This is a genomic window from Synechococcus sp. W55.2, assembly GCF_047461635.1.
Lineage (GTDB): Bacteria > Cyanobacteriota > Cyanobacteriia > Thermostichales > Thermostichaceae > Thermostichus.
The window spans coordinates 1-21,480 of sequence record NZ_JANSHM010000007.1 but is presented as its reverse complement, the minus strand read 5'-3'; the positions used below and the strand labels follow the sequence as shown (position 1 = coordinate 21,480).

Sequence of the window (21,480 nt, the reverse complement as noted above, 5' to 3'; positions counted from 1 at the left end):
ACTCTTGAGCGCCGGTTGGCAACCCCGCCGACCCAATGCCCAACCACGTTATCACAATCTTCAGGGATCCGGTGTTGTAGGTAGTGTTGTGCTCTGAGAAGATCTTTAAGAGCCTCTAGGGATAGGGCAGGCCCGCTGTCTGCCGGGGGAGCCGCAAGGGAACGGAAGGCCCGGCAGAAGGGCTACAGTGGAGGAGAGGGATCCCAAGTTAAGGGGCTGCTTGTCGTCTTCAACGGCACCTTCCTGGGCCTTCTCCCCAGTGAGAGCTGTGTAAGGAGTTGTATCGTCATGACCAGTCGCCTGCGCATTGGTAGCTTGTGGGGGATCCCCTTTTTCATCGACTACACCTGGTTCCCGGCGGCCCTCCTGCTGGTGCTCTCCTACGGGGTGTTGACGGCGATGGGGTTGTTTCTTTCTCTGCTGGCCCATGAGTTGGCCCACAGCTTGGTGGCCCGCGCCTATGGGGTACGGGTTAACTCGATAACCCTATTTATTTTTGGGGGTATGGCGGCGATTGAGCGGGAAGTTCCCCGCCCCCTTGGGGCTTTTTGCGTGGCGGTGGCAGGCCCTCTCCTCAGCTTGGGTCTGTTTGTTTTCTTCAGCGTGGCCCGGGCTTGGGCTGTGCCGGAGTCGATGCTGGCCTCAACCCTCACCAGCTTGGCTGCCATCAACCTGACGATTGCCCTGTTTAACCTGCTGCCGGGCCTGCCTCTGGATGGGGGGCAAATGCTCAAGGCGGCCATCTGGGGTTGGACAGGGGATCGGCAAAAGGGTATGCTGTGGGCGGCCCGAGCCGGCCAGGGGGTGGGCTGGGGTTTGGTGGGGCTAGGTCTGCTGGTGGTATTTTGGGGGAGCCTCAACGGCCTCTGGGTGGGGTTGATCGGCCTGTTTATTTTGAACACCGCCCGCCGCTACAGCCAGTACGCGCAACTGCAGCAGGTGCTGGCCCGCCTGAAAGCTGCAGATGTGATGACCCGCCAGTTTCGGGTTTTGGACGCGAACATGAGCCTGCGGGAGTTTGTGGATCGCTATCTGGTGCCTTCTTCTCTCAGGCCGGAAGCCCCAACTCAACCGGCGGACGTTTATTTTGCTGAGGAAGATGGCCGCTACCGTGGGCTGGTCAGGCCAGAATTGCTCAACGACATCGAGCGCAGCCAGTGGGATCGCCTCACCCTCAAGGCTATTCTCAAGCCGATGGAGCAACTGCAGGGGGTACGAGAAGAGACCCCCATTCCCCAGGTAATTCAGATGATGCGCCAGGCAGAACCCCGCCGCATTTTGGTTTTCACGCCCACCGGCGCCATTGCTGGCTTGATCGACCGGGGGGATGTGGTGGCCATGGCTGCCCGGCAGTTGGGGGTCGTGCTGCCCCAAGAGGTGGTGCAACGGGTTCGAGACAGCCAAGAGTGGCCCCCTGGATTTCAGGTGGAGGACAATCTGGCAAGCGAGGGATACCCCAGTCTGGCTTGGCAGGGATCCCCGGATCTGCGCAATGAGCCTTAGGGGGATGTCTGGACAGGGAGCAGCCCAAGGTACCTAGGTTCTCCCTCTACCACAAAAGGGGTTGGGATCTGCAAGGTGGGGAGAGAAGGCCGAGAAAAGTAGTCTCAGATACTATTTCCCGGAGACCCTCTCCATCTACAATTAAGACTGTTCTCCATCAGTTAAGAATTTTGAACCGCTCTCCTCGTCTTTTGCCCGCCTACACCCACCGACTGAGCAACGGGTTAGGCGTTATCCTTCATCCCATCCCCATTGCCGATTCTGTAACCGTTGATGTCTGGGTACGGACAGGCGGACGCCATGAGCCGCCGGAGTGGCTGGGCCTATCCCATTTTCTGGAACACATGGTGTTTAAGGGTAGCGAGCGGCTGGCTCCTGGTGAGCTGGATTGGGCCGTGGAAGGACGGGGAGGAGTTACCAATGCTGCCACCGGCCAAGACTACACCCATTACTACATTACGGTGGCTGCTGCCGACCTGGCGGATACCCTGCCCTACCTGGCAGAGGTGGTTTTGCGGGCCGGGATCCCGGATCCAGAGTTTGAGCGGGAGCGGCAGGTGGTTCTGGAGGAAATTCGCCGCGCTGCCGACAACCCGGACTACACGGCCTATCAGCTCTTGATGGAGACCGCCTATGGGGAGCATCCCTATGGACGACCGGTGTTGGGCACACCGGAAAGCTTGATGCAACTGACCCCTGAGGTGATGCGCGCTTACCACCGCGCTTGGTATCGGCCTGAATCCATGACGGTGGTGGTGACGGGTGGCATCGATCCCGAGCGGGCGTTGGCCTTGGTGGAGGAGCAGTTTGGCAGCTCTGCTGCTGGGCCAGCACTGGCCAGCCCCCCCATCCCGCCCCAGCCTCGTCCCCAAGGGATCCTGCGCCGGGAGAGCGACCATGCCCGCTTGGAGCAAGCCCGTCTGAAATTGGCCTGGCCTACCGTTGGCATTGACGATTGGCAACAAGCCTGTGGCCTGGAGATGTTGGCTTCTCTGCTGGGAGATGGCCGTACTTCGCGGCTGGTGCATCTGCTGCGGGAACAGCGGGGCTGGGTGAGGGCCATTGGCTGTTCTTCGCTGGTGTTGAAGGAGGGGGGACTGTTTTGTATTGGGGCTCAACTGGAGCCGGAGGATGTGGCGCGGGTGGAGGCGACGATTCTGCACGAGATCGAAAAGCTGCAGCAGGATGGCATTGGCCAAGCAGAGTTGGATCGCACCCGGCGTATGCTCATCCATGAGTTTCTGTTCTCCGCCGAGTCCCCCAGCCAATTGGCGGGCATCTATGGCTACTACGAGACGTTGGGCGGGGTGCAACGCATTCAAGAGTACCTGGAGCTGTTGCAATCTTTTACCCCGGCTCAGATCCGGGAGTTGGCCCAGCAGTACTTGTCTCCGGAGGCTTATGTAGTCACCGTTCTCAAGCCGACTGCCCTGGGTACAGCGGCGGCTTCGGAGCTGCAACTGGCTTGCCGTTAAGCGCCGCCTTGGCGCTCCGGACTCTTGATTTTCGGATTTTGGACGGGATCCCTTGCCTGCATGAACTCTGCTCTGCTTGCCACCCAACGTGGCCGTTTACAGCGCGTCCTTTTGGCCAATGGCATCACGCTGTTGCTGGGCCAGAACCCAACGGTGGAGATCTTGGCTGCCCACTGTTTTTTCCGCGGCGGCAGCCGGGCAGAGCGGCCGCAACAGGCGGGGGTGAGCCACTTGATGGCGGCTGTCCTCACCAAAGGCACGCATCGGCGCAACTCCCAGGCCATTGCTGCTGCGGTGGAATCGCTGGGAGCCTCGCTATCGGTGGACAGTTCTGCCGACTATTTCGAGGTGAGCCTGCGCTGTGTGTCTGCCGATTTCCCGGAGTTGCTGGATTTGCTGGCGGAGATATTACGGGATCCCAGTTTTCCTGAAGAGGAGGTGGCGCGAGAGCAGGCGTTGATGCTGCAGGCCATCCGCGCCCAACAGGAACGGCCCTTCAGCTTGGCTTTCGAGCAGGTGCAACAAGCCCTCTATGGGGATCATCCCTACGCTCTGCCGGGGTTGGGACGGCTGGAAACGGTGGGATCCCTGACCCGCGAGGATTTGGTAGCCTATCACGCGGCCTACTGTCGTCCCAATGGAATGGTGATGGTGGTGATCGGCCCAGAGCCGCCGGAGCAAATGGCTGCCCAGGTGGAAGCGGCTTTGGGGGACTGGGTTGTTCCCGGCCCCTCTCCAGAGGATCGGGATGTTTCCCTACCCCCTCTGAGGGATCCCCAACTGCTGAGGTTGCCCCAGCCCACTCAGCAGACGACGATCTTGATCGGGTTTCGCGGATCCCCTGCTGCTTCTGCGGATTATCCGGCCCTGAAACTGTTGGCCACCTACTTGGGCAGCGGTCTATCCAGCCGTCTGTTTGTGGAACTGCGGGAGCGCTGTGGCCTGGCCTATGAGGTCTCGGCTTTTTTTGCCACCCGCCGGGATCCCGCCCCTTTTGGGGTTTACATGGGCACTGCGGCAGAGAATACTCAGGTGGCCCTGGAGCGCCTACAAGCAGAAATCCACCGTCTGCAGGCCAATCCGCTCGACCTGGCAGAGGTGGAAATGGCGCAGCGCAAACTTCTGGGCCAGTATGCCCTCAGCAAACAAACCAATGCCCAGGTGGCTCAACTGGCGGGCTGGTACGAGATTTTGGGCTTGGGCATGGAGTTTGACCGGCAGTATTTGCAGGGGGTCAGGCAGCTCACCCCAGAGCAGCTCCACCAAGCCGCAAAGACCTACCTGACCCCCCCGGCCATTGCTCTGGTGGGGCCGGAAGCGGCCTTGGCAGAAGCAGAGCCGATGTTTTAACTGCTACCACTTTTTATAGGGCAGGAACTTACCAGACATAATCACCTTAACACGATCTCCTTTAGGATCCTCTTCCTTTTCTATGTCTAGGGTGAAGTCAATAGCGCTCATGATTCCATCGCCAAACTTTTCATGAATCACGGCTTTGATTGGCATGCCGTAAACTTGAACAATCTCGTAAAAGCGGTAAATTAAGGGATCCGTCGGCACCACTGGCCCTAAGCCTTTCAGTGGGCATTCGGTCAATTGTTTAGCGACAGCGGCGTCCAAGCCTAAGATTTCGGCAATTTTGTTTGCTTCTTCTGCGGAAGCACTGGCCTGACGATAGAAGACCGCTGCAATCCACACCTCATCCCGGCCTATTTTCTCTTCCAAGTCAGCAAAAGTTAATCCCCTTTCAGCTTTGGCTTCCAAAAGCTTTTTGGTGATTTCGGGAATGGCTGTACTCATCATCGACTCCTAAGTTTTAGCTGTGCAGGCAACTCAATCTGGATTTACCACCCAAAACCGAACTCGCGATTTCTCAGTGGCACAGGTTTATTGGGAAAAGTGATGCTCTATTCAGAATCTGCTGCTTTTTTCCTTAATCATACGTAAGGAAGCACTTCTTAGGGCAAGAAGATACGCTATGTCTTCAACTCAATTCTGTAGTTTCAGCTACAGCAAGAACATCAGTCCCGCTATCTCGCTTGCAACATTTCTCTAATCTTTGAGATGCTCTACTTGTAGCTCCTCACTCTGAGGATCCTTGGAAGCGGAGAAAAAGGTGCTAGGCTTTGCGTTCTGCCTGTATCGGCGTCCCTTTCGGCGGCCCCTGCGCACCCACCACGGACTGTGGTCCGTGCGCGAAGGGATCCTGATCCGACTTACAGATCGGGAGACAGGCTGTCAAGGATATGGGGAAATTGCTCCCATCCCTTGGTTTGGCAGCGAAACCCTGGAGCAGGCTCTGGAGTTTTGTCGGCAGTTGCCCCCTCTTTTGTCGGAGGCGCATATTTTGGGGATCCCAGAAGCACTGCCGGCCTGCCGGTTTGGGTTGGAAGGCGCTTGGCTGGCCTGTCGGGATCCCGATTGGTTGAACAAGGATCTCTCTCTACTCTCTTTCTGTGAACTTTTGGGGGAGACCCTGCCGCCGGAATCTTACAAGGACTCCTACAAGGACTCCGTCCCACTCACGCGGTCGGTGTACAAGCTCAAGGTGGGGAGGGATCCCATGCAGCAGGAGTTGGAGAAGCTGGAGCAATGGCTGGAGCGGTTGCCACCAGGATCCCATCTGCGTTTGGATGCCAATGGGGGGTTAACGCTTGCGGAGGCCCACCGGTGGCTGATGGTTTGTGATCGGCTCAACCAGGCCTCGCCGGTCAAGATTGAGTTTTTGGAGCAGCCTCTGCCGCCGGATCAGCACGTCCATTTGGTGGAGCTCAGCCGCCAGTACCAAACCCCCGTTGCTTTGGATGAATCGGTGGCCTGCCTGGAGCAGTTGCAAGCGATCCATCGCTCAGGATGGACAGGGATCCTGGTGGTGAAGCCATCTTTGGTGGGCTCCTGCATCGCGCTGCGGGAGTATCTCAGCCGACATCCCGGCCTGGATCTGGTTTTTTCTTCGGCGCTGGAGACTGCCATCGGCGCTTGGCATGGACTGGCTTGGGCGGGATCCCTGCAAGCCAAAACCGCCTCTCCCCGGGCCGTGGGATGGGGGGTAGGGGAGTTTTTCCAGGAAGGGGATCCCCTGACCTTGACCCAGCTCTCAGCCCAGGAGCGGGCTGCCCTCATGCAGGCGGTGTGGGAGCGCTACAGCCGGCCCTAGACTGCGGCGGCCTGTTGTTTGGCGTATTCCTGCCGCAGATAGGCCTGGATAAAATGCATCAGCTCCTCCGGCTCGCCGTTCATAAAGGCCTCGACATTGTAGGTTTCGGCGTTGGTGCGGTGATCTTTGATCAGCTTGTAGGGATCGAAGGTGTAGGTGCGAATACGCCCCCCAAAGCCCTGAGTCACCATCTCGCCGCGGATCTCGGCCAGCTTTTGTCTGCGTTTTTCCTCTTCCATTGCAATCAGCTTGGCCTTCAAGATCTGGATGGCCCGCTCTTTGTTTTGCAGTTGGGAGCGCTCCTCGGTGCAGCGCACGGCAATGCCGGTGGGCTTGTGGATCACCCGCACCGCTGTTTCCACTTTGTTCACGTTTTGGCCACCTGCCCCACCTGAGCGGGAGGTCTCGAACTCCAGATCTTCCATCTTCAGCTCATACTCGCTTTCCTCTTCCAGAATCGGCATCACCTCTACGCCAGCAAAGCTGGTTTGCCGTTTGCCGTTGGCGTTGAAGGGGCTGATGCGCTCCATGCGGTGGTTGCCCTTCTCGGCAGAAAGATACCCATAGGCGTAGGGGCCTTCGATCAGCAGGGTGGCGGACTTGATACCGGCTTCGGCGCCTTCGGAGTATTCCGAGAGGCTGACCTTGTAGCCCTGGTTTTGTGCCCAGCGGGTGTACATTTTCAAGAGCATTTCCGCCCAGTCCTGGGCATCGGTTCCCCCTGCACCGGCGGTGATGGTGACGATGGCACCGTTTTGGTCGTAGGGGCCGGAGAGCAGTTGCTGCAGCTCCCATTGGCTCAACTCCCGCTCCACCGCTGCCAGGGATCCTGCTGTCTCGGCTAGGAGTTCCGGATCGGGCTCTTCTTGGAGCAGCTCGAGGGCGCTGGCGGCATCTTCCAGGCGATCCTTCCAGCGGTGCACCTGATCCCAGGAGGCCTTGAGGCTGTTGAGCTTTTGCAGGTGGCGGCGGGCTGCCTCTACATCATTCCAAAACTGCGGCTGCGAGGCTTCTTGCTCTAGGATGGCAATCTGTTGCTCCAAGTGGGGCAGGTCAAAGATAGTCCTGAGCGTTGCTCAGGCGCAAGGTGAGCGATTCTAGGGTGCGTCTTAGATCGGCAAGTTCCATAGAGAGCAGCAAGCTGTTTGCGCGTCGGATCCCATCCTAACCTGTGGGCCGGCAACTCAATCAAGGGATGGAGCCCTTCTGTGGGGCAGTTCCTGGCCGTTCCCATTGCAACAGCATTGCGATCCCTTGTCCATAGCAACAACCCCGCCAGAGGCAGGACGGAGTCCTTTGGCTTCTGCCGGAAGATCCCTGTTGAGGTGGCTCAAGCCTGTAGCAGAATGGAAAATTTGGTTTCGGAGGCTGCGATGCTGAAGGTCTTTTCCTTTCTTTCCGGGCTGGTTTTGGCGGGAGGAGTGGCTGCTTTGGCCATCACCAATCCCACCTTAGAAGAGTACGGAACCTATGCAGGGGAACAACTGGCTGCCTACGCTACGCGGGAATACTGTGCTCAGATCCCGGCTTTCCTGGTCACTTTGATTGAGGAATGTCATGCCCTTGTCCGAGAGCTCCAGCCCGAACTAGAAGCTCTGTTCATGCGCCAAACCCGCCGGCAGAATTTTATCCTTTTCAGCCTCTACACCACCGATTTGTCGTTGCTCAACTTTGGCCCACGGGGGATCTCCTTGCCCACCTACCACTTTGAAACCCTTGCCGTGGCTGGGCAATTTTATACTTATGAGATTCGAGAGGGGAAAGCTGCCCCCTAGCCACCATGGCAACCTCAGGCTCTCAGGATCCAGAAGAATCTCAAAAGGGAGGCTAGATTTGGGCTCGTTCCAACAGGGTTTGCAGCTCTTCCAGGGCCAACTGGGCCGACTGGGCCTGCTGGTAAAGGGATTGCACCACCTCAGCGCTGCTCTGGGCCGATTGCAGTGTGGATTGGCTCTGGCGCTGGATACGCTCTGCTAGGCCGCGAATGCGGTTGCTGGCCTCGGTGGTTCGTCCCGCCAATTTGCGGATCTCCTGGGCAATGGCTCCAAAGCCACCGGCACCACCGCTGCGGTTGGCCTCTACAGCCGCATTGAAAGAGAGCAGGCGAATGTATCCTGCCACCTCCACGATCAAATCCACGATGGTGTTGATCTCCTTGAGTTCGCGGGATAGCTCCTGGTTGTTGTCGGCAATTTCCTGGAAGAGGGTGCGCACCGCTTCTACCCCAGCAAAGGTGGCGGCAAAGGTGGATTTGCCTCTCTCAGAGAGCACAGAACTGATTTCAATGATGCGGGCGTTAAGGCGAGCCAACTCCTCGGAGCGCTGTTGGGCCCGGCGACGTTCCATGTCTAAGGCCAGGTTTTGGTTGAGGATCTCGGCTTTTTGTCGCTCCAGATCCCGGGCATACTGGAGGCTGCGGCTTCTTTCCTGCTCCAGCTCTGCCAAGATCCTTTTCATCTCTTCCTGCTGCTCTTGTAGCTTGCGCTGGGTGGCCAGATGCACCTGGGCCTGGGCCACCAACAACACCGGCACATCGAGAAGGCGGTAGTCCTGGGATCCCAGTTGAACCACCACTGGGTCGTAGACGGTCTCTTCGGGCCGTTGGAAAGCTCGGTCGGCTGCTTGGATGACATCGCAGTCGCCGGGGAGCAAGAGAAAATCCCGGCTATGGAACTCTACCATGGAGCTGATGGGCCGCTTCAAAAACACATCCAGGCCGTAGGGCTTGCTAAGCATCCACTCCAAAATGGCGCGGCGGGTCAACATTCCCCGCACCTGCGACCGCTCGTCCAGCACGATGACTCCTGAAAGGCTGCTGTCATCTTCCAGGCGGCGCACCACATTCTCGCAAGGGGTGGACTCGTTCACCTGAAACTCCACCAAGGCCAAGTCACGCAGCTTGGTGTTGATCGATAGGGTAGGAGTGGGTGGATTTGTCAGGGTAGCCATCACAGGGATCCTCGGCACACGTTGGGTACAGATGGGTTGGATGCCAATGTGTAGAGCAACACAAAAAGTCGGCCCTAAATCGGCCTTTGATGGGGTGATTCCTGCAGAAAATCGACCACCTTCAGTTTGCCCTGGGATCCCACCTTTTGCCCATAAGATTCTGCGGGATTGTACGGAAAGGATGGCCTGGGATCCCTTCTTTGCGGTTTGCTGGGACGGATCCCTTTGGAGCTGAATGTTCTGGGTTGGTATCTTGGATCCCTGATTGATCTGGAGCTGGATTTAGCGGGTTTCTGGATAGCGGTGGTAGATTTCCAGAATTTCGCTGCGTCCTCGGTTAAAGGCGGCCACCACTTGCGGGTCGAAATGGCTGCCGCTGTTGTCTTCTACAAACTGAAAGACCTCATTCAAAGCCCAGGCTTCTTTGTAGGGGCGACGGCTGGCCAAGGCATCGAATACATCGGCTAAGGCCACAATCCGCCCTTCTAGAGGGATCCCTTCTCCTTTGAGGCCGCGCGGATACCCACTGCCGTCGAACTTCTCGTGGTGGGTCAGAGCGATGATGGCGCTCTTTTTCATCAGCTCGGAGTCGGACTTGCTGAGGATCTCATAACCAATCTCAGGGTGACGGTTCATGATCTGCCGCTCTTCTGGGGTCAGACGCCCCGGCTTTTGCAAGATGGCATCCGGGATCCCGATTTTGCCCACATCGTGCATGGGACTGGCGTAGAAGATCAGCTCTTGCTCATGGCTGGATAGGCCCAAGTGCTTGGCGATGATGCGAGAGTAGTTGCTCATCCGCTTCAGGTGAAAGGAGGTATCTTGATCCCGGTATTCTGCGGCCACAGACAGACAGAAGATGGTCTCGAAGTGGGCAGATTTGAGTTCTTCCCGCAATTGGACGTTTTGATAGGCAACCGCCGCCTGGGAGGCTAGGGCTTCTGCCACGCTGACTTCCAGCTCAGAAAAAGGTTGGCTCCACTCGGCCACTTGGTCAGGAGCTAGGGGGGTGGGGTGATCCGGCTTTAGGCGGTTCAACAGTTGTAGGGCGCCGAGGATCTTTCCTGAGGGATCCCGCATGGGCACAGTGAGCAAGGAGCGGGTGCGATAGCCGGTCTGCTGATCCACCTGTGGGTTAAAAGCATAGGGCTGATCGGCGGGCAGGTGGTAGACATCTGGCAGATTCAGGCTCTCCCCGGTGAGCACCACATAGCCCACAATGCTGGAAGGGCTGAGGGGCAGGCGCAGATCCCGCAGCTCCTCATGGCGGTTGACCACGAAAAAGCGCAGTTCCTCCCCCTCTCGGACAAAAAGGCTGGCCCCATCACAGTGGGTCAGTTCTCGGGCTTGAGCAACAATCAACTCCAGCAGCCGCTGCAGATCCGTTTCTGAGGAGAGGGCGATCCCCACTTGAATCAGACACTGGCTGAGGCGCAGGGCATCCGAGGCATCGAATTCGGTTGTGCTGGGGTGAAGACCGAAGGGGGTGGGCAGGCTCATAGCAGGGTTGGTCAGAAGCGTTCACAATGAGCGTTGACAATAAACAATGGCAGAGTCATGGGCGGCGAGCCATTTGCCCCCAGGGATCCTCACCGCTGTCCCGACTCAGTCCGGCTGGGTATCCGAACCTCCGGGGCGACCAGCAGCCCGAAAACACGCCAACACCACTCAAAGCAGCGATGCCTTACTTTAGCTCGAGGAGGCGAGAAACGTTGTGACCCAGGTCAAGCCCAAGGGAACCGATGAGATTTCCCTGCAGCTCGTTGTGGGCCTGGGCAATCCCGGCCCTCAATACGCCAATACCCGCCACAATTGCGGCTTTATGGTGGTGGATCGGCTGGCGCAGCGCTGGGGGATCCCGTTGGTTTTGGAGAAGCGATTCCAAGGTAGCTACGGAGAAGGGTTTGCCCTGGGAGGAAAGCGACGCTTGCTCAAGCCGGAAACCTACATGAACCGTTCCGGCCAATCGGTGCGGGCGGTGCTGGATTGGTACAAGTTAGATCTCGCCTCTGTGCTGGTGGTGTACGACGACATGGACTTGCCGCTGGGTCGTCTGCGCCTGCGGGGATCCGGTTCTGCCGGTGGGCACAACGGCATGAAGTCCATCATTCAGCACTTGGGGAGCGAGGCGTTTCCACGGCTGCGTTTGGGGGTGGGCAAACCCAAGGGCAGCCAAGATGTGGTCGGGCATGTGTTGGGTGGATTCGCCCCTGCAGAACAAGAGGTGCTGGAGCGGGTGTTGAATACGGCGGTAGAGGCCGTGGAGTGCTGCTGGCAAGAGGGACTGATGACGGCCATGAACCGCTTTAATCCTCTGGATCTGTCTGGGCCATCGTCCGATTTGGATGGATCCAACCCTGCACCGGGCCAAGGCGAGGCTTCCTCCTGAGGAGCAGCTTGTCCTGGATTGCCGGTTCTGAGGGGTTTTCCAGGAGAGGAAGTGGTAAGGGCTTCGTCCTGCTCATGGGAACGTCTGTGGAGACAATACTCCAGATAAGTATCAATTATCTGGAGTATAAGAGTGCCTACCTGGGCGTTGCCAACAGTTCCCAAGGGAGGTTAGCTTCTGTAACAGTCTTCCAGCAGAAGGGCGAAAGGAATGGGAACGGCAGCGTTCCCACCAGGGCCGGCCCGAGACAAAAAGCTGTTCATCATTTGAGGGTGAGATCTTGCTGTTGAACAACCTAGATTCAGTGTTGCTTGCTGTTGAAGCCGCTGCCCCCCTTGAACCGGAAGGGGCTGCCAATCTTTTACCCCTGATCTTGGCGGCGGTGCTGATGGCTCTGGTGGTCATCTATCTGGCCAGCCGTATCGCCGGAGAAATCGCCGTTCGCCTCGGCTTTCCGCCGGTGCTGGGAGAATTGCTGGGGGGCGTCGCGGTAGGGGCCTCCGCGCTGGGGTTGTTGGTCTTCCCGGAAGGACAAGTTTCCGGCCAAGAGCTGCACGCCTTGGCCCAATCCTCAGCATTGATGCAATTTTTGCAAGTCACTGCCGGCCTCGACGAGGGATCCCTGGTGCAGGTGTTTTCCTCCCAAAGCCAGATCATCGACATCCTCTCCGAGATCGGGGTGATCGTCCTTTTGTTTGAAATCGGCCTCGAGTCGGATCTGGCCGAGCTGTTGCGGGTCGGCCCTCAAGCCGCAGCCGTAGCCGTCATCGGGGTCGCTGTGCCTTTCCTGGCCGGAACCCTGGGCTTGCTCTACCTGTTTCATGTGCCCGTTATCCCCGCCATATTTGCCGGCGCTGCCCTCACAGCAACCAGCATCGGCATCACCGCCCGCGTCTTGGCCGAGCTGCAAAAACTCACCTCCCCAGAGGGGCAAGTGATCATTGGTGCCGCCGTCTTGGATGACGTGTTGGGCATCATCATCTTGGCCGTAGTGGCGGGCTTGGCCAAAAACGGAGAAGTCAACCTTTCCGATATCGGCATCATCATCCTCAGTGCCATCGTCTTCTTGGTCGGCTCCATTGTTTTGGGGCGCCTTCTCAGCCCCTACTTTGTTGCCCTTCTCAACAGCCTGAAGACCCGAGGTAACCCCCTTCTGCCCGCCCTTGTGCTGGCCTTTCTGCTGGCTTATGTAGGGCAAATCATTCATCTAGAAGCGATTTTGGGCGCTTTTGCCGCTGGCCTGATCTTGGCCGAAACCGAGAAACGGCAAGAGCTGGAAGAACAGATCAAGCCCATTTCCGACCTATTGGTGCCCATCTTCTTCGTCTGCGTCGGGGCCAAAACCAACCTTGCCGTACTCAACCCCACCCTCCCCGTCAACCGAGAGGGGCTGATCATTGCCGTCTTCTTGATCGGAGTTGCCATTGTGGGCAAGCTAGCAGCGGGCTTGGGGGCCTTTGGCAAGCCGGGCATCAACCGCTACGCCATCGGAGTGGGCATGATTCCCCGGGGTGAGGTGGGGCTGGTGTTTGCCGGTGTGGGGGCCGCCAGTGGAGTTCTCTCCGATGCCCTCGATGTCAGCATTATCGTCATGGTGATTGCCACCACCTTTGTCGCTCCCCTCTGGCTGCGGGGAGTGTTGATTGGGGAAGCCAACTCCCCCTCCCTCCTGGACTTGCAGGCAGAAGCGTCAGAGCAAGACCGCAAAGACAGCGCCGACGAGACTGCATCAGCGCTCCCAGACTCAGAACGGGTGGGCATTCCTGAGGGCTAAATTATCTCAGCTTTCCCCTCAAACGCCCCCAGAGGGTCTGGAACAGCAGCCGCAGCGGATTGCGGCGTTGAGGCTTCACGTCAATTCTCTCCGTCGTCTCCTCTTGGGGCAAAATTGCCTGCATCGAGGGCGGATCAAACCGCTGCATGGTTGTGGAGCGCCGATCCACCACCTCCGCCTTCACGCTGCGAAAGCTTACAGACTGGAGATACCGCTGAAAATCTTCGTCTGACAACTGGCGAATGCAGTACTGCATCCGCACCTGATTCCCCAACAGGATCTGATCCCCATCCTTGAGATCCCAGCTCAAACATCTCTGCCCATTCACCGAGACGCCGTTGGTGCTGCGCTTGCCCTCGATATTGCCGTCCAACAGCCGGTAGGTATATTGGCCATCTTTGTGGGGTAGCCGCAGCAGCAGCGCGTGTTGCCGGGAAACCGCCGCCGAATCGATGACAATCGCATTGCTGGGATCCCTGCCGATGGAATAGGTGGCAGCACTGAGGGCCACAGCCCGCCGTCCTTGTTCATCATCGATCACCAACACATGCCAGATTTGGGAGTGGGAAGACTGTGCGCCGGTAGCCATGGTCTGGGGCCTTGAGGGGGAGCTGGGTTGACCGTCGAAGTTGCAGTACAGGCTCCTTTCCCGTTAGCGGGCTGGCAGCCACGCCTCAGCCATTGCCCAACCCTCGGCGAACCGCTGTGGGAAGAAGCTCAACGAGGGGGAGACTCGGCAAGAGAGGGGCTTTCCCCCATAATAGTAAGGCAGAGCTTCTGCAAAAAAAGAGGATAGCTGAAACGTGAACACGACTCCAACCCCAACCCTCCTCGAAGCCCTTCCCCCGATCTACCCCGGCGTTGCCGTGCGGGTCATCAACCCCAACGACACCTACTACTGCTTTGAGGGCCAGGTACAGCGGGTTACCGACGACCATGCCGCTGTCCTCTTTGAAGGCGGCAACTGGGACAAATTAGTCACCTTCCGCCTCACAGAATTGGAAGTGGTGGACAAATCTCGCCCCTAGCCCTGCTCTTCCCTGTCCCTCTTGGAACTTCCCCATGCGCAGCCATTGGCAGGAACCTTTCCTCTGGATCCATGCCGCCGGGATCCTCATCCTCCCCTTCTGGGTAGGGCTGACCCTGATCGGGCTGGCCACAGGGGATCCCCTCCTGCCGGTGGGGGCGGAGCAGGCTTGGGTGGCCGTGGTGGGCATTGGGCCGGTCTTTGCTATGCAGTGGCGCAAACCGTTTGACATCTTTAGCGTGTGGGTGGCTTCTGTCCCCCCAGAAGAACTCACCCTCGAGCAGCGCCGCATCTTAGCCGCCTTCCTCAGCCCCGAACATAAGATTTTGACGCTGTTGGCGGCAATCCTGATGCTGGAAGTCGGTGAGCGCCTCTACGACTTTGCCCCCCTCTTTGCCCTGCTCACCCCTGGCAACGGCACCCGTCTGGCAGGCCTAGCCATAGCTGCCTTTGGATTTTGGGGATCCAACCTGTTCTTGCAGATCCCCATTGCAACGATACGGGTACTCCTCCTCAGCGAGCCGGAGCTGGCCCAAATGGATCCCGTCCCCGTCGAGGAGATTGAAAGCCGCTTCTCCGTCATCGGCAATCGCCGCAGCCCACTCCTGCAACGGCTGCTGCGCCGCATCTCCGGCCAGGATTCAGAAGGCACCTCGAAAGACCAAAAAGACAAGGTTAAAAACAGAGCGGCAGAAAACCCCCAGCCGGAATCCGAGAAGCGGGATCCCTCTGGGGAAGTTGCCATGCCGGCCCCTGAAACTCCCCCCGATCCCACCTAAGGCAAGCTTCCGCAAAAGCTGTAGCTCAATGTTAGATTGGAAGCAATCCAGACATCGTGAAATCGAACCATCGGCATTCCCCTGATCTTCGAGGCTACCGCACCGGCAATGGCGAGCAACTTTTCTTTCCGCTTCAAGCAATTTACCCAACGCCTCAGAGAAACCACCCAACTTCCCCAGTTTTTCACCGATCAAGCCACCAGTGAAACCCAAAACCTCGCTCGGGAGTTGGCTTTGGTTGGGGAATACGCCACTCAGCTTAGCCAAGTGGTGATGGAGGTGGACTTTCTCAACCAGCTCTACACCCGTCTTTTGAACGAGCGGGAAGTGTTGCAGCAGGAAAAAGATCACTTGGAAGCGCGGGTCTTTGAGTTGCAACAGGAACGCAACGAGACGGAGCCCCAGGTGATGTATTTGCGAGAGCAGCTCAGCCAGGCCAGCTTTCAACTGGAACAAACTCAAAACCGGGAACGCAGCCTTAGCGAGCGAGAACGACAGTTGTCGGAAATTGTAGCCCAACTGGAGCGACGGCGGGCTGTACTCAACCAAGCCATCGAAAACCTCACCAATCAAGAGGCCGATTACACCGTTCGCACCAAAGAACTGGAGGCGGTCGTCCAGGAAAACGAAAAGAAAGCCAAGCAGTACCTAGAAGCTGCCAACCACTACCGCGCCTACCTGGAAGAGCTCAATGCTCAAGTGCAAGAAGCGCAAGCCAAGCTGAGAAGCCTTGGTGTTGAGCCCAAGCCCGCCGACCTGCCCCGACTTGAGGAGCTGGAAAAACCCACCCCCATCCCAACACCGCCTCCTGCTTACACGCCGCCCCTTCCCCAACAGCCCCCTCCACCCCAGCAGAGTGGCTATTGGTCAGATAGTCCTTTCGACGACGACCCCTGGGGATAGACTATCCTGCCAGGATCTATAAGCCAGCTTTGCAACAAAGCTCAGTGCTCTCTGCCCGAACTGGCCTTGGGGATGCCTGGGCGCTCACGTACCCTGGAAGAAACCTGTTGCAAGGGATCCGCAGGATCTCCACTGGGGATCCCGAGCCTCGAGATTCAATATTCAATTCGATGGGTTTCCTGCCCAGCCAAACCTATGGAACCGACCCTGCCGGATTTACAGGCCCTCAGCCAATGGGATCGACAGTTCTGCCAGTTTGCTGCCCAGCAGCAGCTCCTCAAGCCCAAACAACTGGCTTTGGCCCTGAAGATCCAGCGGCAGCAGCACGGCCCTCTAGCCTTGATCCTCTGGCAGTTGGGCTTTGTGGGCCTGCAACACCTGGCTCAGTTCTGGGAAAAAATGCCCAGCGAAGCCGAGTCCGAACTGCTCGAGGACAGGGCCTGCGGTGGATGAGAAAGCGATGAACGAGAGCCTCCCCAAACCTGTGCAAAAGCGCTGGAAGTCCTTTGCAGTACGGAACCAAGGTGTACAGTCATTTCAAGTTAGACTAAGACACTTCTCAACTGCTCCGCGGTGCCGCCCAAACGCCCTGCGCCGCTTCCGCGACCACCCCCAATCTCTCCCGAAGGGAGAGCTAGGAAGCAAGGCAACGGAACTTTTCCGCCAAAAGACAAGCATCAAGCAGATTCCCCTGGCTACCTACCCAACGCTGTCGCCACCAGGCAGCACCTCTTTGGGATCCTCCGGCGGCGGCAAATGCGCCAGATCCACAGGTGAAGGGGATCCCCCCAAAATTCGCACCTGGATCCCCTTGATCACGACATAGAGCACCGGCACCACCAGCAAACTGAGCATTGTCGAGACGAACATGCCGCCGATCACCGCCGTGCCCAGAGACTGACGGCTGGCGGCCCCGGCCCCGCTGGCCACTGCCAGAGGGAAAATACCCAGGATAGTGCTCAGGGCGGTCATCAGAATGGCGCGGAAGCGGGTCTCGGCTGCTTGGGTGGCAGCTTTGAGCAGTGGGATCCCTTGGGCAACCAACTGGTTGGCAAACTCCACAATCAAGATGGAGTTTTTGCTGGCCAGCCCGATCAACATCACCAACCCGACTTGGCAGAAGACGTCGTTGGTCAAGCCCCGCAGCAGTTGTGCCAAAAGAGCCCCAAGAACTGCCAGCGGCACCGCCAACAAAATGATCAAGGGATCCACATAGCTCTCAAATTGCGCCGCCAGCACCAGGAAGACGAACACCGAGCCCAAAGCAAAGATCAGCGGCGCCTGTCCTCCCGACTCGATTTCTTCCAGCGACAGGCCCGACCACTCGAAGCCAAACCCCTGCGGCAACAACTGGGCGGCTAGAGTTTCCATAGCCCGAATCGCTTGCCCTGAGCTAAAGCCCGGCAGGGCGCTGCCCTGAATTTCCACCGAGCGGAAGAGGTTGAAGTGGTTGATGATGGCCGGGCTGGTGGTCTCCTCCACCTGAACCAGGGTGCTCAACGGCAAGAGCTGCCCCTGCCCACCCCGCACGTAGAACTGGCCGATGCTTTCCGGGTTACCTCGGAATGCTTGATCCGCCTGCACATAGACCCGGTAGTTGCGGTTGAACAGGTCGAAATCATTGACGTAGGTGCCCCCCAGCAGCGTCTGCAGCGTGCCGAAGACATCCAACAGAGGGATCCCCAACAACTGGGCCATCTCCCGATCCACCTGTACTTCTAGCTGCGGCGAATTGGCGTTGAAGGTGGGCGGGTTAATCCGCAAGCCCAAGGGGGGTTGGCCCGGCGGGGGCGGCAAGTTGCCCACAAAAAACAGGGTGTTGGCCGTCTGCTCCAAGAGGTTGAAATCGTTCACCCCCCGATCCTGAAGCTGGAAAGTAAACCCGCCCGCAACCCCCAAATTGGGAATGGCCGGCGGCAGGATCGGGATCACCAATGCGCGGCTGATCCCGCCCAAAAAAGGCCCAAATAGCCGGTTGACAATCGCTTGCGCCGATTGCTCCGGTTGCCGCCGCTCTTCCCAGGGCTTGAGGGTGGCAAAGATCAGCCCATTCCCCGGCGAGGGCCCGGTAAAGCTGAACCCCCCCACGATCACCCGATTTTCGATCTCAGGGATCCCCTCCAAAATAGCGGCGGCCTGCCAGATCACCCTGTCGGTATAGTTGAGGGAAACCCCCGGCGGCCCCTGGACAATGGTGATGAAAAAGCCCTGATCCTCATCCGGCACAAACCCCGTCGGCACAATTTGGAACAGCCAGTAGGTGAGGCCCAAACAGGCAATAAACCCCGTCACCACCAACAGCCGCAGCTTCACCACCAGCTCCAGCAGGCGGCAGTAGGCCGCTCGGATCCCTTCCACGGCGCGGTCAAACCAGCGCAGCAGCCAAAACATCTGCTCTGAGCGGGGGCGAATTAGCAGCGCCGACAAAGCCGGAGCCAAGGTAATGGCATTAAACGTGGACAGCGAAACCGACACGGCAATGGTGACGGCAAACTGCTGATAGATGCGACCGCTGGTGCCGGGAAAAAAGGCAATCGGCAGGAATAACCCCAACAGCACCAACGTAGTGGCAATCACCGCCCCCAACACCTCATTCATCCCCGCCGAGGCCCCCTGCAGAGGCCGCATGCCGCGGTCGCGGATGTAGCGGGAGATATTCTCCACCACCACAATGGTGTCGTCCACCACCAAGCCAGTGGCCAGGGTGAGGCCGAACAGAGTCAAAGTGTTGATGGAAAAGCCAAACAGGCGCACAAAGGCGAAGGTCCCCAGCAGCGCCACCGGAATTGTAACGGTGGGAATGAGGGTGACGCGCCAATCTTGCAGAAAGATGAACAGTACCAGCACCACCAGGGCAATAGCCTGCAGCAGGGTAAAAATCACCTCCTGCACCGACTCGGTAATGAACAGGGTGGCGTCAAAAGGGATCTCGTAGATCAAGCCGGGCGGAAAACTCTCCGCCAGCTGCGCCAACGTCTGCCGCACCTGCCGCGACACCTCTAGGGCGTTGGCATCCGGTTGTTGGGTGATGGCGATCCCCACCGCCTCCTGCCCCCCGATGCGGAAGAACGTATCGTAGCTTTGGGCCCCCAGCTCTACCCGGCCCACATCGGCAATGCGCACCAAGCTGCCATCGGCGTTGGCCTTGAGAACGATCTGGGCGAACTCCTCCGGCTGCGACAGCCGCCCCGTGGCCTGGACGCTGATCTGAAACTCCTGATCCGGGGGGCTGGGCTGGCCGCCAATTTGGCCGGCGGGCACCTGGATATTCTGCTGGCGCACTGCGTTTACCACATCCAGAGCTGTCAGACCATAGCTGGCCAGCCGCGTCGGATCCAGCCAGATGCGCATGGCATAGGTGCGCTCCCCGAAAATGATGACATCGCTGACGCCGCGGATGCGCCGCAAAGCATCCCGCACAAACAGCTCCGCGTAGTTGCTCAAAAACAGCTCGTCGTATTCCCCCGCCTCTGAGCGCAGCGCCAACACCAGCACAAAGGCGCTGTCGCCGGCCTTTTCCACGCTGATGCCGTTTTGGATCACCTCCGCCGGCAGCCGGCCCTGGGCCCGCGCCACCCGGTTCTGCACATCCACAGCCGCCGTGTCCAGATCCCGATCCGGGCTGAAGGTAACGGTGATCTGGCTGGTGCCGTTGCTGCTGCTCACCGAGGCGATAGACCGTATACCCTCGACGCCGTTGATCTCCTGCTCCAGCACATTGGTTACCGCCGTCTCCACCGTCTCGGCGTTGGCCCCAGGATAAACAGCAGTCACCCTCACCGCTGGCGGCGCCACCTGTGGGTAGTAGTCCACCGGCAGTAGGGGAATGCTCACCGCCCCCACCAGCACGATCAGGATGGAGCAGACGCTGGCAAAAACAGGGCGGCGAATGAAAAAGTCAACAAACATAGTCCAGCGCAGTGAGGAGTGAAAGGGGATAGCTGAGTTGGGAAACCGCCGGAGAGAGAGGACCTAGGGCGGGGATCCAGGAGGTCTCCCTCCCCCTTGTGGCTGCATCCTCTGCTGAAAAAGCACCTCATCGACAATCGGGGCGCCATCGCGGATTTTCTGTAGGCCGCTCAGCACAATTGGCTCATTGGCCTCCAAACCCTCCAGCACCTCATAGCTGTTTCCGTAGATGGATCCCAGCTGCACCGGCCTTTGCACCGCCACCGCCCCCGGGGGCATGCCCTCTGCTGGCGGCTCCGTTGTCTGCACCGTGTAGACAAAGGTTTGCGCCCCCAAGCGGGCCACCGCCGTCACCGGCACCAGCAAGGCCGGCCGCTCCTCCCAGATGACCCGAGTCCGCACAAACTGGGCCGAGCGCAACTGGCCGGCAGGGTTCTCCAGAAGAGCCTTGGCCAGCACCGATTGCGTGGCGGCGTTGGCTTCGGGAGCAATGAAAGAGATTTGGCTGCTGCCGATCACCTCGCCGCGGCTATCCAGGATCTGCACCGGCGTGCCAATGCGCAGCTGGGGGGCCCGCTGCAACGGGATGTTGAGGTTGAGCTCCAGCGCCTGGGTTTGGGTCAAGGTGGTCAAAACCGTCTGAGGCGTCACGTAGTCCCCTTGCCGCACCAAAACATCCCCCACAATGCCGGCAAAGGGAGCTGTAACCTGGAAAAACTGCAGTTGCACCTGTTGCCGCTCCGCCTCGGCCTGGGCTCGCTGCACCTCCCGCTCTGCCCGCAAGATCGCGGCCTCCTGAGCGCGGATCTGCTCCTGTTGCGCCGCCAAAGCCGCCTCCGCCTGGCGCAGGTCGCGGCTGGATTGATCCGCTTGCGCCTGGCTGATGGCCCCCTCGGCCAAGAGGCGCAGGTTGCGCTCGTGCTGCTCCCGGGCAAACTCCGCCGCTGCCTCCAGCCGCAGCCGATCCGCCCGCAACTGGCTGAGCACGGCCCGGCCGCTCTCCAGGTTGGCTTGGGCTGCGGCAATCCCCGCCGTTTGGCCGGCCACCGCCGCCTGTTGCTGCCGGCTGTCGATCTCAAAGAGAGGGGCTCCGGCAGCCACCTGGGATCCCAGCTGCACGAACACCTGGGTCACCTGTCCACTGACCTGAGGGCGGATACTGGCCACCTGCTGGGATCCAAGGCTGGCCATGAACTCTGAGGTCTCTTCGATTTGCTGTTCCTCTACCCTGCCGACGGCCACTGGTGTGGGTTGGCCTTCTCCGCCCCCTTCACCCCCCATGCTGCGAGGTGGCCCGCCGGGCCGGCAAGCAGCTACCAAGAGAGAAAGGCACAACAGCGGCAGAGCTGTTCGCAGTTGCATCGTGAACCTGCCTCCCTAACGGCTATCCCAACAGAGGGATCCCACCTCTGCATTGACTCAATCAACCAGGGTACTGAGACTGTGCCCTGCTGCGCCTGTGCAAAAGCGCTGGCCATCCTTCCCAATCCAGAGCTAGGGTGGATGCGTGACATCCTCCCGGCGCTCGTCCTGTGGATAGAGCGCGGGCCACCCTTCCCGTCAGCAGGACGGAGTCCTTACCTCGCGGTCGGGCATTCCTGCCCCACGCCACTTG

At 59.0% G+C, this 21,480-nt stretch carries 18 protein-coding genes; 11 read left to right on the top strand and 7 right to left on the bottom strand.

What is annotated here, in order from left to right; translation table 11 throughout:
• Nucleotides 1-288 precede the first annotated feature (288 nt).
• The 3 genes from NW828_RS02860 (at nucleotide 289) to NW828_RS02850 (ending at nucleotide 4,328) form a co-directional block, all read left to right on the top strand.
• Nucleotides 289-1,503 carry a site-2 protease family protein gene (locus NW828_RS02860; protein ID WP_414381324.1) on the top strand — a complete coding sequence of 405 codons (1,215 nt, stop codon included), beginning with the start codon at nucleotides 289-291 and terminating at the stop codon, nucleotides 1,501-1,503.
• A 170-nt stretch (nucleotides 1,504-1,673) separates the two neighbouring features.
• Entirely contained in the window at nucleotides 1,674-2,978 is a 1,305-nt protein-coding gene (locus NW828_RS02855; protein ID WP_414381321.1) for a M16 family metallopeptidase, read from the top strand.
• 60 nt (nucleotides 2,979-3,038) lie between these two features.
• Nucleotides 3,039-4,328, top strand: coding sequence for a M16 family metallopeptidase (locus tag NW828_RS02850; protein WP_414381318.1), 1,290 nt, complete (start codon nucleotides 3,039-3,041; stop codon nucleotides 4,326-4,328).
• 3 nt (nucleotides 4,329-4,331) lie between these two features.
• Here the strand turns inward: NW828_RS02850 and cynS are convergent, their stop codons facing one another.
• Complete coding sequence (gene cynS / locus NW828_RS02845) at nucleotides 4,332-4,781, bottom strand: cyanase (protein ID WP_414344350.1); 450 nt, start codon at nucleotides 4,779-4,781, stop codon at nucleotides 4,332-4,334.
• A gap of 313 nt (nucleotides 4,782-5,094) precedes the next feature.
• Between cynS and NW828_RS02840 the strand changes: the two genes are divergently transcribed.
• Nucleotides 5,095-6,135 carry an o-succinylbenzoate synthase gene (locus NW828_RS02840; protein ID WP_414381317.1) on the top strand — a complete coding sequence of 347 codons (1,041 nt, stop codon included), beginning with the start codon at nucleotides 5,095-5,097 and terminating at the stop codon, nucleotides 6,133-6,135.
• On the opposite strand, the gene prfB is transcribed toward NW828_RS02840, so the two are convergent.
• A protein-coding gene (prfB, locus tag NW828_RS02835; RefSeq protein WP_414381314.1) for a peptide chain release factor 2 occupies nucleotides 6,132-7,263 on the bottom strand; the annotation gives its coding sequence in 2 pieces (ribosomal slippage) (nucleotides 6,132-7,190 and nucleotides 7,192-7,263; 1,131 coding nt in all). The genes NW828_RS02840 and prfB overlap by 4 nt on opposite strands.
• A 245-nt stretch (nucleotides 7,264-7,508) precedes the next feature.
• On the opposite strand from prfB, the gene NW828_RS02830 reads away from it, so the two are divergent.
• Nucleotides 7,509-7,910: a DUF4359 domain-containing protein gene (locus NW828_RS02830; RefSeq protein ID WP_414381312.1), complete on the top strand. Its 402-nt coding sequence runs from the start codon at nucleotides 7,509-7,511 to the stop codon at nucleotides 7,908-7,910.
• Nucleotides 7,911-7,962: 52 nt separating this feature from the next.
• Here NW828_RS02830 and NW828_RS02825 read toward each other — a convergent pair whose 3' ends face one another.
• Together NW828_RS02825 and NW828_RS02820 are read right to left on the bottom strand one after the other, a co-directional pair.
• The gene (locus NW828_RS02825; RefSeq protein ID WP_414381309.1) at nucleotides 7,963-9,084 is read right to left on the bottom strand and encodes a methyl-accepting chemotaxis protein; all 1,122 of its coding nucleotides are present in this window, start codon (nucleotides 9,082-9,084) and stop codon (nucleotides 7,963-7,965) included.
• A 282-nt stretch (nucleotides 9,085-9,366) separates the two neighbouring features.
• Nucleotides 9,367-10,584 carry an HD domain-containing phosphohydrolase gene (locus NW828_RS02820; RefSeq protein ID WP_414381307.1) on the bottom strand — a complete coding sequence of 406 codons (1,218 nt, stop codon included), beginning with the start codon at nucleotides 10,582-10,584 and terminating at the stop codon, nucleotides 9,367-9,369.
• A gap of 214 nt (nucleotides 10,585-10,798) precedes the next feature.
• Here NW828_RS02820 and pth point away from each other — a divergent pair, with 214 nt between their 5' ends.
• Together pth and NW828_RS02810 are read left to right on the top strand one after the other, a co-directional pair.
• On the top strand, nucleotides 10,799-11,473 hold the full coding sequence (gene pth, locus NW828_RS02815; RefSeq protein ID WP_414381304.1) for an aminoacyl-tRNA hydrolase: 675 nt from the start codon (nucleotides 10,799-10,801) through the stop codon (nucleotides 11,471-11,473).
• Between the two features lie 307 nt (nucleotides 11,474-11,780).
• The gene (locus NW828_RS02810) at nucleotides 11,781-13,247 is read left to right on the top strand and encodes a cation:proton antiporter (RefSeq protein ID WP_414381394.1); all 1,467 of its coding nucleotides are present in this window, start codon (nucleotides 11,781-11,783) and stop codon (nucleotides 13,245-13,247) included.
• Nucleotide 13,248: 1 nt separating this feature from the next.
• Here the strand turns inward: NW828_RS02810 and NW828_RS02805 are convergent, their stop codons facing one another.
• Entirely contained in the window at nucleotides 13,249-13,836 is a 588-nt protein-coding gene (locus tag NW828_RS02805; protein WP_414381301.1) for an FHA domain-containing protein, read from the bottom strand.
• 214 nt (nucleotides 13,837-14,050) lie between these two features.
• On the opposite strand from NW828_RS02805, the gene NW828_RS02800 reads away from it, so the two are divergent.
• The 4 genes from NW828_RS02800 to NW828_RS02785 all read left to right on the top strand — a co-directional run bounded on the left by NW828_RS02800 (nucleotide 14,051) and on the right by NW828_RS02785 (nucleotide 16,409).
• Entirely contained in the window at nucleotides 14,051-14,275 is a 225-nt protein-coding gene (locus NW828_RS02800) for an NAD(P)H dehydrogenase subunit NdhS (protein ID WP_414375012.1), read from the top strand.
• 34 nt (nucleotides 14,276-14,309) lie between these two features.
• A complete protein-coding gene (locus NW828_RS02795) occupies nucleotides 14,310-15,053 on the top strand; it encodes a low-complexity tail membrane protein (protein WP_414381298.1) in 744 nt (247 codons plus the stop codon).
• Between the two features lie 108 nt (nucleotides 15,054-15,161).
• A complete protein-coding gene (locus NW828_RS02790) occupies nucleotides 15,162-15,956 on the top strand; it encodes a hypothetical protein (protein ID WP_414381296.1) in 795 nt (264 codons plus the stop codon).
• A gap of 195 nt (nucleotides 15,957-16,151) precedes the next feature.
• On the top strand, nucleotides 16,152-16,409 hold the full coding sequence (locus NW828_RS02785) for a DUF2949 domain-containing protein (protein ID WP_414381293.1): 258 nt from the start codon (nucleotides 16,152-16,154) through the stop codon (nucleotides 16,407-16,409).
• 246 nt (nucleotides 16,410-16,655) lie between these two features.
• Here the strand turns inward: NW828_RS02785 and NW828_RS02780 are convergent, their stop codons facing one another.
• A complete protein-coding gene (locus NW828_RS02780) occupies nucleotides 16,656-19,865 on the bottom strand; it encodes an efflux RND transporter permease subunit (protein WP_414381291.1) in 3,210 nt (1,069 codons plus the stop codon).
• A gap of 63 nt (nucleotides 19,866-19,928) precedes the next feature.
• Nucleotides 19,929-21,227, bottom strand: a complete 1,299-nt coding sequence (locus NW828_RS02775) for an efflux RND transporter periplasmic adaptor subunit (protein ID WP_011432359.1) — start codon at nucleotides 21,225-21,227, stop codon at nucleotides 19,929-19,931.
• Nucleotides 21,228-21,480: the final 253 nt, after the last annotated feature.

Bases quoted from the DNA above. Each gene is read 5' to 3' on its own strand.
- NW828_RS02860 (WP_414381324.1), top strand. From the start codon at position 289: ATGACCAGTCGCCTGCGCATTGGTAGCTTGTGGGGGATCCCCTTTTTC.
- NW828_RS02850 (WP_414381318.1), top strand. From the start codon at position 3,039: ATGAACTCTGCTCTGCTTGCCACCCAACGTGGCCGTTTACAGCGCGTC.
- cynS (WP_414344350.1), bottom strand. From the start codon at position 4,781: ATGATGAGTACAGCCATTCCCGAAATCACCAAAAAGCTTTTGGAAGCC.
- NW828_RS02830 (WP_414381312.1), top strand. From the start codon at position 7,509: ATGCTGAAGGTCTTTTCCTTTCTTTCCGGGCTGGTTTTGGCGGGAGGA.
- NW828_RS02825 (WP_414381309.1), bottom strand. From the start codon at position 9,084: ATGGCTACCCTGACAAATCCACCCACTCCTACCCTATCGATCAACACC.
- NW828_RS02820 (WP_414381307.1), bottom strand. From the start codon at position 10,584: ATGAGCCTGCCCACCCCCTTCGGTCTTCACCCCAGCACAACCGAATTC.
- NW828_RS02805 (WP_414381301.1), bottom strand. From the start codon at position 13,836: ATGGCTACCGGCGCACAGTCTTCCCACTCCCAAATCTGGCATGTGTTG.
- NW828_RS02795 (WP_414381298.1), top strand. From the start codon at position 14,310: ATGCGCAGCCATTGGCAGGAACCTTTCCTCTGGATCCATGCCGCCGGG.
- NW828_RS02790 (WP_414381296.1), top strand. From the start codon at position 15,162: ATGGCGAGCAACTTTTCTTTCCGCTTCAAGCAATTTACCCAACGCCTC.
- NW828_RS02785 (WP_414381293.1), top strand. From the start codon at position 16,152: ATGGAACCGACCCTGCCGGATTTACAGGCCCTCAGCCAATGGGATCGA.
- NW828_RS02780 (WP_414381291.1), bottom strand. From the start codon at position 19,865: ATGTTTGTTGACTTTTTCATTCGCCGCCCTGTTTTTGCCAGCGTCTGC.
- NW828_RS02775 (WP_011432359.1), bottom strand. From the start codon at position 21,227: ATGCAACTGCGAACAGCTCTGCCGCTGTTGTGCCTTTCTCTCTTGGTA.